This is a genomic window from Pyxidicoccus fallax (genome assembly GCF_012933655.1).
Taxonomy (GTDB): Bacteria; Myxococcota; Myxococcia; order Myxococcales; family Myxococcaceae; genus Myxococcus; species Myxococcus fallax.
In genome coordinates this window covers 28,332-38,964 of the sequence record NZ_JABBJJ010000003.1, presented here as the reverse complement: position 1 = coordinate 38,964, position 10,633 = coordinate 28,332, and the positions used below count along the sequence as shown (strand labels likewise).

Sequence of the window (10,633 nt, the reverse complement as noted above, 5' to 3'; positions counted from 1 at the left end):
CTGGCGGGGCTGCTATCCTCGCCAGGGAGGGGGCCCGGCCGGACGCACTCCGGGAGTCCCCTCCCCACGGGAGCACGCATCGTGATCGTCAACATCGAGGACCTGCGCCATCGCGCCCGGCGGCGGCTCCCCAAGGCCGTCTTCGACTACGTGGAGGGCGCCTCCGAGGACGGCTTCACGGCGGCGGCCAACCGCCGGGGCTTCGACCGCTACCTCTTCCGGGCGCGCTCGCTGGTGGACGTCAGCGTGGTGGACCGCACCACCACCGTGCTGGGCGAGAAGCTCGCGACGCCCCTCATCCTCGGCCCCACGGGACTGGCGGGCCTGCTGGCGCCACGCGGCGAGGAACTGGCGGCGAAGGCCGCGGCGAGCCGGGGCGCCCTGTTCACGCTGAGCACCATGTCCATCGGCACCATCGAGGAGGTGGCCTCGGCCTCGACGGCGCCGCTCTGGTTCCAGCTCTACGTGTGGAGGGACCGCGGCGTCACGCGCTCGCTGGTGGAGCGCGCGAAGGCGGCGGGCTACCGCGCGCTGTGCCTCACGGTGGACGTGCCGGCCATGGGCAACCGGGAGAACGACCGGCGCAACGGCTTCACCATCCCGCCGCGCATCACCTTCACCAACCTGCTGGACGTGTTCCGGCACCTGGGCTGGGTGCTGCGCATGTCCTCCAGCCCCCGGGCGACGTTCGGCAACTTCGTGGACCTGCCGGAGCTCAAGCGCACGGACGCGGTCTCCGTGGCGCAGTTCACCAACGCCCAGTTCGACCCGTCCGTCACGTGGAAGGACGTGGAGTGGCTGCGCACGGTGTGGCCGGGGCCGCTGGTGCTCAAGGGCATCTCCTGCGCGGAGGACGCGCGGCGCGCGGTGGAGCTGGGCGTGGAGGCGCTCATCGTCTCCAACCACGGCGGCCGGCAGCTCGACTTCCTCCCCGGCGCCGTGGACGTGCTCCCCGAGGTGGTGGACGCGGTGGAGGGCCGCAGCGAAATCATCCTCGACGGCGGCATCCGCCGGGGCTCGGACGTGGTGAAGGCCATCGCCATGGGCGCGCGGGCGTGCATGATTGGCCGCCCGTTCCTCTACGGGCTCGCCGCCAACGGGCAGGCCGGCGTGGAGCTGGCGCTGGACATCCTCTCGAAGGAAATCGACCGGACGCTGGCGCTGCTCGGCCGGCCCCGGCTGGCGGACCTGGACCGCTCGGCCCTGCGCGTGGACGCGCCCGCGCTGCTGGACGCGCCGGCCTCGCCGCTGCGGCTCGTGGAGGGCGCTCGCCGCCTGCCCGCCGGGAACACCCACGGCTAGCAAATGAAACGGCGCCGGCCCTCTTCGCGAGGACCGGCGCCGGAAGCGGCTCGAACGGCGCGCTGACTACGGAGTGGTCGCGAGGAGCGACACGCCCGAGTACGACGTGTAGCCGCGCACGGAGACGTACCAGGTGCCCGCGACCGGGTTGGAGAACGAGCAGGACTCGTCGTTGCCGCTGGCGTACGGGCGGCAGTTGTACGAGGACGTCGTCGGCTGCGAGCCCTGGCGGACGTAGAGGTCCGCGTCACCCGTGCCACCGGACTGGGTGATGGTGAGGCTGGTGGTGCCGGCGGGGACGGTGATGGCGAAGTGCTGGAAGCTGCCGCTCGCGCCCGACAGGGCCGTCTTCTCGAGCAGCTTCACCGTCGGCGGGATGACGCCGTTGATGGTGTTGGTAATCCAGGTCGAGAAGGACGACACGCGGGCGTACATGCCCGGGTAGCGCGAGTCGGCGCAGCCGTAGCCCCAGCTCACGACGCCGGCCAGCACGCGGGTGCCGTCGCTCTTGGTCACCGTGAGCGGACCGCCGCTGTCACCCTGGCACGAGTCCTTGCCCGGAGCGGCCGCGCCGAGCTGGTCCGCGGTGATGGTCTCGCTCGGGTAGGACGACTGGGCCTGGGCGTTGGAGATGATGTTCACGTCCACCGTCTGCAGCGTGGTGGGCAGCGTGCTGCCGCCGCTGGTCAGCGTGCCCCAGCCGGTGACGCGCGCGACGGCGCCGACGCCGCCGACACCCAGGGTCTCGTCCGCCGGGGTGACGATGCCGATGGCCTTCACGTTCGCGGTGCTCAGGTCGAGCGGCGTGGACAGGCGCAGCAGCGCCACGTCCTTGCCCACCTCCGGCGTCTGGTAGCCGGCCACCGTGACGACCTGGGCGACCGTGCGAACCTGGCCGGTGCCACTCCGCGAGGTGCTGCCCGCCAGGATGCGGCCCGGGACCGAGATGCCGCCGCTGCTGTTACGCACGCAGTGCTGGGCCGTCAGAATCCAGTTCTCGTTCAGCACCGAGCCGCCGCAGAAGTGCGAGCCCGAGCTGTACTGCAGCGAGACCTGCCAGGGGTTGGCGGTAATCGTCGTGTTGGTGCCGCCGACGATTTCCTGTTCGCCGGAGCCAACGGGCTCCCGCGGGGACTGCTCATCCAGCGCTTCCGGACCACAACCGACCAGCAGCGACAGCGAACCCGCGATTGCCCAACGACGCACGACACGACGTGAAGACATGGGGACCTCGTGATGGGGGATGAGTCGCACGTGATGTGAATCCACCTTCACTTCCTGGGTCAACACGGTTTCCATTTCTTTTTGTTTCTTCGGTTCTATGCAGGACGCATTCCATGATGCAATTCAGTTACTACTGAATATTAAGTACAAATACGGACTTGCCAGGGTCATGAAGCCGGGCGCCAGGTGGGGCTTGCGCCGCGCCTCACCCGAGAACAACCTTCTGGGGCAGGCTCATCGTGTCCTCCCCGGGACGTCAGACCCGGGTAATATCCCCCGCCCCATGGTCATGGAGACGGGCGTTGGGGAACATGGGGCGGTCATGGAACGGAAACCGGCCACGTACGCGGACCTGGAGGCACTTCCCGACGACGTGGTCGGGGAGATTATCGGAGGGGTGCTCCACGCCAGCCCACGTCCTGCCGGGCCTCATGTGGTCGCAGCGTCTCACCTGGGCCCCGCGCTGGGAGGCCCGTTCGTCGCCGGGCAGGGCGGTCCCGGGGGGTGGCTCATCCTGGACAAGCCGGAGCTGCACCTGGGCGAGGACGTGCTCGTCCCCGACCTGGCCGGCTGGCGCCGCGAGCGAAGGCCGCGAATTCCGGAAACGGCGGCGTTCACGCTCGCGCCGGACTGGGTCTGCGAAGTCCTCTCCCCTTCCACCAAGAGTCTGGACCGACAGGAGAAGCTCCCCGTGTACGCGCGCGAGGGCGTGCGGCACGTCTGGTTCGTGGACCCCGAGGCCCGCACCCTGGAGGTGCTCCGGCTGGAGGGCTCGGAGTATTCACTGATCGTCACTCACTCCGGTTCCGCCCCTGTCCGCGCCGAGCCCTTCGAGGCCGCCGAGCTGGAGCTCGCCTACCTCTGGGGCGAGACGTAGCGTGGAAAAACCCCATTCCGAGGGGCCGGTTGACGCGACTCCCCGTCCCCGTTACGGTGTGGCTCTCCGATGACGCACTCCACCCCGACCGCCGCGCTGTTCCGCTGCCGCTGCTGTCGGTCGTGTGCCTGTTGTGCCCTGTCGGGCCTGGGCTGTTGACGCGCACTCCGGACCTCTCCTGAGTCCCGCGCTGTCCGCCCGGCCCGGCCTCCTCTCGAAGGAGCCGGGCCGTCTGCTTTCCAACCCGCCACTCGCACACCGCCGCTCCCGCGTCCCATGACCTGCCTGCCTTCCCACGCTCCGAAGTCCCTCGCGCTGACCGCCGCGCGAGGAGCGTCGTGGGCGTCGGGTGTGCACTGTGCGTGCTGTCTGCCGTGTGCGTGTCCCGTGTGTCCGCCCCCAGGCGGGTGCCGAGCAGCGAGGAGCGGCTAGCAGCACACCCTCACTCGACCTTCCCTGCTCTCAAGGCCCGCCCCTCTCACGAGGCGCGGGCCTTTTTCGTTTCCACCTCCCGGAGTTCCCATGTCGCCCCCGTCGTCTTCCACCGCACTCGCCGCCCCCGTCCCGGCCGAAGCGCTGCTCGCCGAGGCACGCGCGCTGAAGGACGCTCCCGCCCAGGAGGTGCTCGCCTGGGTCGAGCAACGCTTCGGCGCCCGCGCCGCCCTCGCCTCCAGCTTCGGCGTGGAGGACATGGTCCTCATCGACCTGGCCCGCCACCACGCGCCGAGTCTGCGCATCTTCACGCTCGACACCGGCCGCCTGCCGCCCGAGACGTACGAGCTCATCGAGGTCGTCCGCAATCGCTACGGCGCCACGGTGGAGACCTTCTTCCCCGAGCGCGCCCGCGTCGAGGCGCTCGAATCCAGCCAGGGCTACTTCTCCTTCCGCAAGAGCCTGGAGGCCCGCAAGGAGTGCTGCGCCATCCGCAAGGTGGAGCCCCTGCGCCGCGCGCTCGCCGGCCGCGAGGCCTGGCTCACCGGCCTGCGCCGCGAGCAGTCCGTCAACCGCGCCGCCGTGGAGGTCGCCGAGCTGGACCGCGAGCACGGCGGGCTCATCAAGCTCAACCCGCTCGCCGCGTGGACGCGCCAGGACGTGTGGTCCTACGTCAAGGCCAACGCCGTCCCCTACAACTCGCTCCATGACCGCGGCTACCCGTCCATTGGCTGCGCGCCCTGCACCCGCGCCGTGAAGCCGTACGAGGACGAGCGCGCCGGCCGCTGGTGGTGGGAGTCCCGTGAGCACAGCGAGTGCGGTCTGCACCCCGTCCGCTGAAAGCGCCCCGCACCCATGAGTTCATCCCACTCCATCGACTACCCCGTCTGCCTGCGCCTGGAGGGCCGCCGCGTCCTCCTCGTGGGCGGCGGCACCATCGCCGAGGGCCGCGCCCTCGCGGTGCTCGAGGCCGGCGCGAGGCTGCGCGTCGTGTCCCCCGAAGTCACACCGACGCTGCGCCAGTTGGCTGAAGACGGCCGCGTCGAGTGGCTGCGGCGCCCGTATGCCCCCGGCGACGTGCGCGGCCATGACCTGGTGCTCGCCGCCACGGACGATGCCGAGGTCGGCCCCCGCGTGGCGGAGGAGTCCCGCGCGCTCGGCATCTGGGTGAACACCGCGGACGTGCCGGAGCTGTGCGACTTCACCCTGCCCTCCGTGGGCCGCAAGGGCCCCATCACCGTCGCCATCTCCACCGCCGGTCAGGCACCGGCCATGGCGCGGCTGCTGCGGCGCGAGCTGCTGGCGCGCGTGGCGCCCCACCACGTGTGGCTCGCCCGGCTCAGCGGCTTTTTGCGCCGCCACCTGCCCGCGGGCCGTGAGCGCCAGCGGCTGCTCAAGGGGCTGGTGGAGGGAGACATCGGCGCGCTGCTGGCACGGGGCGAGCGCAAGGCCGCGTGGACCCGGCTCCGCGCGGAACTCGAGACTTTGAAGGCCTCTGGAGAGACGACATGAGAGAGCAGGTGAAGGGACGCGTGTACCTGGTGGGAGCGGGCCCGGGAGACCCGGAGCTGCTCACCCTGCGCGCGGCCCGGTTGCTGAAGGAAGCCGACACCGTGGTGCACGACCGGCTCATCCACCCCGCCGTGCTGGAGCACGCGCGCCCCCACGCCCGGCTCATCTACGTGGGCAAGGAGGGCGGCGGCGAGTCCGTGCGGCAGGAGGACATCCACACCGTCCTCATCGCCCAGGCCCGGCTGGGTCGGCGCGTGGTGCGGCTCAAGGGCGGAGACCCGTTCGTCTTCGGCCGCGGCGGCGAAGAGGCGCTCGCGCTGGAGGAGGCCGGCATTCCCTACGAGGTGGTGCCCGGCCTGTCCGCCGGCATCGCCGTGCCGGCCTCGGCCGCCATCCCCGTCACCCACCGCGACGTGTCCGGCGAGGTGACGTTCGCCACCGCGCACCGCGCTGGCGGCGCGCCGGACTGGGCCTTCCTCGCGAGGGCCCAGACGCTGGTGCTCTTCATGGCGGGAGACCGGCTGGAGGAGGTGGTGAGCGCCCTCGTGTCGCACGGCCGCGCGGCGTCCACGCCCGCCGCCGTGGTGGAGGCGGGCACCTGGGAGCACCAGCGGGTGGTGGAGTCCACCCTGGGAAACATCGCCCTGGAGGCACGGCGCGACGCCATCGGCTCGCCGGCCCTGCTCGTGGTGGGCGAGGTGGTGGCATTGCGCTCGCGGCTGCCGTCGCTGGTGGCGCGAGGTTCTTCAATCGCCGGGCACGCGCTGCCCCGCGTGGCGGAGGCAGGACATGAGTGACAACACAGTGGCCGGCAGGTCCCACCTGGCCGAGCTGGAAGCCGAGAGCATCCACATCATCCGCGAGACGGTCGCCGAGTTCGCCAACCCGGTGATGCTGTACAGCATCGGCAAGGACTCACAGGTGCTGCTGCACCTGGCGCGCAAGGCGTTCCACCCCGCGCCCCTGCCCTTCCCGCTGCTCCACGTGGACACCACCTGGAAGTTCCGGGAGATGTATGCCTTCCGCGACGCCTTCGTGGCGCGGCATGGCATCCGCCTCCTCGTCCACCAGAACCGCAAGGCCCTGGCCGAGGGCATCAACCCCTTCGACCACGGCAGCCAGAAGTACACCCACGCCATGAAGACGCAGGCCCTGCTGGAGGCGCTCGCCCAGCATGGCTTCGACGCCGCCTTCGGTGGCGCCCGCCGCGACGAGGAGAAGTCCCGAGCCAAGGAGCGCGTCTTCTCCTTCCGCGACCGCCACGGCCAGTGGGACCCGCGCCGCCAGCGGCCGGAATTGTGGAACCTCTACAACGGCCGCGTGGACGCCGGGGAGAGCATGCGCGTCTTCCCGCTGTCCAACTGGACCGAGCTGGACGTGTGGCACTACGTGCTGCGCGAGCGCATCCCCGTGGTGCCGCTCTACTTCGCCGCCGAGCGGCCCATCATCGACCGCAACGGCACCCTGCTGATGGTGGACGACGAGCGCATGCGGCTGCGCCCCGGTGAGAAGCCCACGCTCCGGCGGGTGCGCTTCCGGACGCTCGGCTGCTACCCGCTGAGCGGCGCCATCGAGTCCTCCGCCACCACGGTGGAGGCCGTCATCCACGAGATGGTCCACGCCCGCCAGTCCGAGCGGCAGGGCCGCCTCATCGACCACGACGAAGAGGGCTCCATGGAGCTCAAGAAGCGCGAGGGCTACTTCTAATGGACACCGCACTGCAACCGACCCTCCAGCCCGACGTGCAGCGTCTCCTCGACGAGCACTCCAGCCGCGAGCTGCTGCGCCTCGTCGTCGTGGGCTCCGTGGACGACGGGAAGTCCACGCTCATCGGCCGGCTCCTCTACGAGTGCGACGGCCTCTTCGAGGACCAGATTTCCGCCGTGCGCCGCGCCAGCGCGAAGCGCGCCGCCACCCGCACCGAGGGGGTACCGCCGGAGGTGCTCGCCCAGGGCCTGCGGGCCGCGGCCGGCGCCGAGGAGGAAGAGCTGGACTTCTCCCTCTTCACCGACGGCCTGCGCGCCGAGCGTGAGCAGGGCATCACCATCGACGTGGCCTACCGCTACCTGTCCACGTCGAAGCGCAAAATCATCATCGCGGACACGCCGGGACACATCCAGTACACGCGCAACATGGCCACCGGCGCCTCCACGGCGGACGCGGCCGTCATCCTCGTGGACGCGCGCCTGGGCGTGCTGCCGCAGACGCGGCGCCATGCGTACATCGCCAACCTGCTGGGCATCCCGTACCTCGCCGTCGCGGTGAACAAGATGGACCTGGTCGGCTTCGACCGGGCGACCTTCGAGCGCATCGGCTCGGAGCTGGCGGACTTCGCGCACACGCTGGGCTTCGAGGGCGTGCGCCTCTTCCCGGTGAGCGCCAGCCGGGGCGACAACATCACCCGTCCCAGCGCCCGCACGCCGTGGCACGAGGGCGGCACGCTGCTGGGGTGGCTGGAGTCGCTGCCGCACCAGCGCCGGCTGGACAACGCGCCCTTCCGCTTCCCCGTGCAGTACGTGCTGCGTCCGCACCAGGACTACCGCGGGCTCGCCGGGCAGGTGGCCTCGGGCACCGTGCGCGTGGGTGATGAAATCCAGGTGCTGCCCTCCGGGCGCCGCACGCGCGTGGCCGGCATCGACACCTTCGACGGGCCGCTGGAGGAGGCCTCGGCGCCCGCGTCCGTCACGCTGCGGCTGGCGGACAACGTGGACGCGAGCCGCGGTGACGTGCTGGCCCACGTGGACGAGCCCCCGCTGGCGCTCCAGCAGCTCGACGCGATGCTGGTGTGGTTCGGCGAGCAGCCGCTGGACCCGTCGCGCCGCTACCTCGTGAAGCAGGCCACCCGCACCGCACCCGCGCAGGTGGAGCGCATCCACTGGCGCATGGAGCTGGAGGACCTGTCCGAGGTGCCCGCGGAGTCACTGGCGCTCAACGACATCGGCAAGGTGCGGCTCGTCGTCCGCCGCCCGCTGCTGGCCGACCCGTACCGGGAGAACCGCCGCACCGGCGCCTTCATCATCATCGACGCGCTCACGCACGACACGGTGGGCGCGGGCATGGTGCTCGGCCCGGCGGAGACCGGCGTGAAGGGCGCCGTGGAGTCCTCGCTCGTCGACGCCGCCGAGCGGAGCGCCCGGCTGGGCCAGTCCGGCGCCATCGTCCTGCTGCCCCAGGCGCGGGACGCGGCGTCCAAGGCCTTCACGCTGGAGCGCCGCCTGTTCGACCAGGGCCGGCACGTGGCCGTCGTCGCGGGTGACGTGGAGGTGGCCCTCGCTCTGGCCGGCGCGGGGCTGGTGGCCCTGGTGCACGCCGAGGCGCCCCAGGTGCGGAGGGCCCTGCGCGCCGAGGCCCGCGACGCGGGCGTGGCCTGGCTGAAGCTGGACGCTGCGGAGGAGCTGGCGCCGCAGGTGGAACGTCTCTTCAACCCTCGGGAGTCCTCGAAGTGAGCCCCTCGTCTTCTGGAACCGCGCCCCGCTTCATCACCTCGCTGCTGGGTGAGGAGAAGGGCACACGGCTGCTCGAGTTGGTGGAGGGGCTCGATGCCGCGTCCCTCCACTGGCTGAGCGGCTACGCGGCGGGGCTCGCGGCGCGGAGCGCTGGCGCGACGGTGGCCGCCCCGGCGCCCGTGTCCGCCACACCCGAGGCCGCGCCGGCATCTCCGCTCACCATCGTCTACGGCACGCAGACGGGGAACAGCCGGCTGCTGGCCGAGCGGCTCAAGCGCCAGGTGGAGTCCGCGGGCCTGCCCACGCGCCTGTTCCGCGCCAGCGACTACCCCGTGCGGGAGCTGGCGAAGGAACGGCTACTCGTCGTGGTCATCAGCACGCAGGGGGATGGAGACCCTCCGGACGACTCGCGTGGCTTCGTGGAGCACGTGCTGGGCAAGCGGGCCCCGAAGCTGGAGGGGCTGCGCTTCGCGGTGCTGGGGCTGGGCGACACCAGCTACCCGAAGTTCTGCGAGGTGGGCCGCGTGCTGGACGCGCGCTTCGCGGAGCTGGGCGCCACGCGGCTCGTGGAGCGCGCCGACTGCGACGTGGACTTCGAGCCCGTGGCCGCGGGCTGGCTGGACCAGGCCTTCGCCCGCGCGAAGGAGGCCCTGGCACCGAAGGACGCGCCCATCGCCGCCGTCCTCCCCCTGCGCGGCACGGCCACGACGCCGGCCCACGGCAAGGAGGCTCCCTTCGCCGCCGAGGTGCTGGTCAACCAGCGCATCACCGGCCGGGGCGCGCTCAAGGACGTGCGGCACCTGGAGCTGTCCCTGGAGGGCTCCGGCCTGGAGTACCAGCCGGGCGACGCGCTCGGCGTGTGGCCGCACAACCCGCCGGAGCTGGTGGACGCGTTCCTCTCCGAGCTGAAGCTGGACGGTGGCTCGGCGGTGACGCGGGACGGGCGCACCCTGCCCCTGGCGAAGTGGCTGTCCGACGAGCTGGAGCTGACGAAGCTCAACCGCCCCTTCCTGGAGCGCCACGCCGCGCTGGCCGGTAGTGACACGCTGAAGGCGCTGCTCAAGCCCGAGGGCGCGGAGGGCCTGCGCGCGCTGCTGGCGAGCCACCAGGTCATCGACCTCGTGCGCGAGCACCGGGCACCGTGGGGCGCCGCGGAGCTGGTGCAGGCGCTGCGCCGGCTGTCGCCCCGGCTGTATTCGATTGCCTCCAGCCAGAAGCGCGTGGGCGCGGAGGCGCACCTGACGGTGTCCGTGGTGGACTACACCGCCTTCGGCACGCGCCACTTCGGGACGGCCTCGTACCACCTGTCCACGCGCGCGGCCGGGACGGACAAGGTTCGCGTCTTCATCGAGCCCAACGAGCGCTTCCGCCTTCCCGAGGACGGGGACAAGGACGTGCTGATGATTGGCCCCGGCACGGGCGTGGCGCCCTTCCGCGCCTTCGTGCAGGAGCGCGCCGAGGTGGGCGCGCGCGGCCGCAACTGGCTCTTCTTCGGCGAGCAGCACTTCCGCACGCAGTTCCTCTACCAGGTGGAGTGGCAGGAGGCCCTGAAGAAGAAGACGCTGCACAAGCTGTCGCTCGCCTTCTCGCGGGACCGCGCGGAGAAGGTCTACGTGCAGCACCGCCTGCGCGAATCCGGGCGCGAGGTCTACGAGTGGCTGGAGGGCGGCGCGTCCCTCTACGTCTGCGGCGATGCCCAGCGCATGGCCCCGGACGTCCACGCGGCTCTGGTGGACATCGTCTCCACGCACGGCGGCAGGAGCCGCGAGGACGCCGAGGCCTGGCTCCAGGGCCTGCGCGACCAGAAGCGCTACCTGCGCGACGTCTACTGAAACCCCAT

The 10,633-nt window shown here is 71.5% G+C and carries 9 protein-coding genes; 8 read left to right on the top strand and 1 reads right to left on the bottom strand.

Annotation, left to right across the window (positions count from 1 at the left end):
• Nucleotides 1-81 precede the first annotated feature (81 nt).
• Nucleotides 82-1,302 carry an alpha-hydroxy-acid oxidizing protein gene (locus HG543_RS01230; protein WP_169342768.1) on the top strand — a complete coding sequence of 407 codons (1,221 nt, stop codon included), beginning with the start codon at nucleotides 82-84 and terminating at the stop codon, nucleotides 1,300-1,302.
• A 66-nt stretch (nucleotides 1,303-1,368) separates the two neighbouring features.
• On the opposite strand, the gene HG543_RS01225 is transcribed toward HG543_RS01230, so the two are convergent.
• Nucleotides 1,369-2,526, bottom strand: coding sequence for a trypsin-like serine protease (locus HG543_RS01225; protein ID WP_169342767.1), 1,158 nt, complete (start codon nucleotides 2,524-2,526; stop codon nucleotides 1,369-1,371).
• A 283-nt stretch (nucleotides 2,527-2,809) separates the two neighbouring features.
• Here HG543_RS01225 and HG543_RS01220 point away from each other — a divergent pair, with 283 nt between their 5' ends.
• The 7 genes from HG543_RS01220 (at nucleotide 2,810) to HG543_RS01190 (ending at nucleotide 10,625) form a co-directional block, all read left to right on the top strand.
• Complete coding sequence (locus tag HG543_RS01220) at nucleotides 2,810-3,403, top strand: Uma2 family endonuclease (protein WP_343073242.1); 594 nt, start codon at nucleotides 2,810-2,812, stop codon at nucleotides 3,401-3,403.
• Between the two features lie 522 nt (nucleotides 3,404-3,925).
• On the top strand, nucleotides 3,926-4,675 hold the full coding sequence (locus HG543_RS01215) for a phosphoadenylyl-sulfate reductase (RefSeq protein WP_169342765.1): 750 nt from the start codon (nucleotides 3,926-3,928) through the stop codon (nucleotides 4,673-4,675).
• 15 nt (nucleotides 4,676-4,690) lie between these two features.
• Nucleotides 4,691-5,347 carry a precorrin-2 dehydrogenase/sirohydrochlorin ferrochelatase family protein gene (locus tag HG543_RS01210; protein WP_169342764.1) on the top strand — a complete coding sequence of 219 codons (657 nt, stop codon included), beginning with the start codon at nucleotides 4,691-4,693 and terminating at the stop codon, nucleotides 5,345-5,347.
• Nucleotides 5,344-6,144, top strand: a complete 801-nt coding sequence (cobA, locus tag HG543_RS01205; RefSeq protein ID WP_169342763.1) for a uroporphyrinogen-III C-methyltransferase — start codon at nucleotides 5,344-5,346, stop codon at nucleotides 6,142-6,144. Before HG543_RS01210 ends, cobA begins: the two co-directional genes overlap by 4 nt.
• The gene (gene cysD, locus HG543_RS01200; RefSeq protein ID WP_169342762.1) at nucleotides 6,137-7,054 is read left to right on the top strand and encodes a sulfate adenylyltransferase subunit CysD; all 918 of its coding nucleotides are present in this window, start codon (nucleotides 6,137-6,139) and stop codon (nucleotides 7,052-7,054) included. Before cobA ends, cysD begins: the two co-directional genes overlap by 8 nt.
• Complete coding sequence (locus HG543_RS01195) at nucleotides 7,054-8,793, top strand: GTP-binding protein (protein ID WP_169342761.1); 1,740 nt, start codon at nucleotides 7,054-7,056, stop codon at nucleotides 8,791-8,793. The genes cysD and HG543_RS01195 overlap by 1 nt, the downstream gene beginning before the upstream one ends.
• A complete protein-coding gene (locus HG543_RS01190) occupies nucleotides 8,790-10,625 on the top strand; it encodes an assimilatory sulfite reductase (NADPH) flavoprotein subunit (protein WP_169342760.1) in 1,836 nt (611 codons plus the stop codon). The genes HG543_RS01195 and HG543_RS01190 overlap by 4 nt, the downstream gene beginning before the upstream one ends.
• Nucleotides 10,626-10,633: the final 8 nt, after the last annotated feature.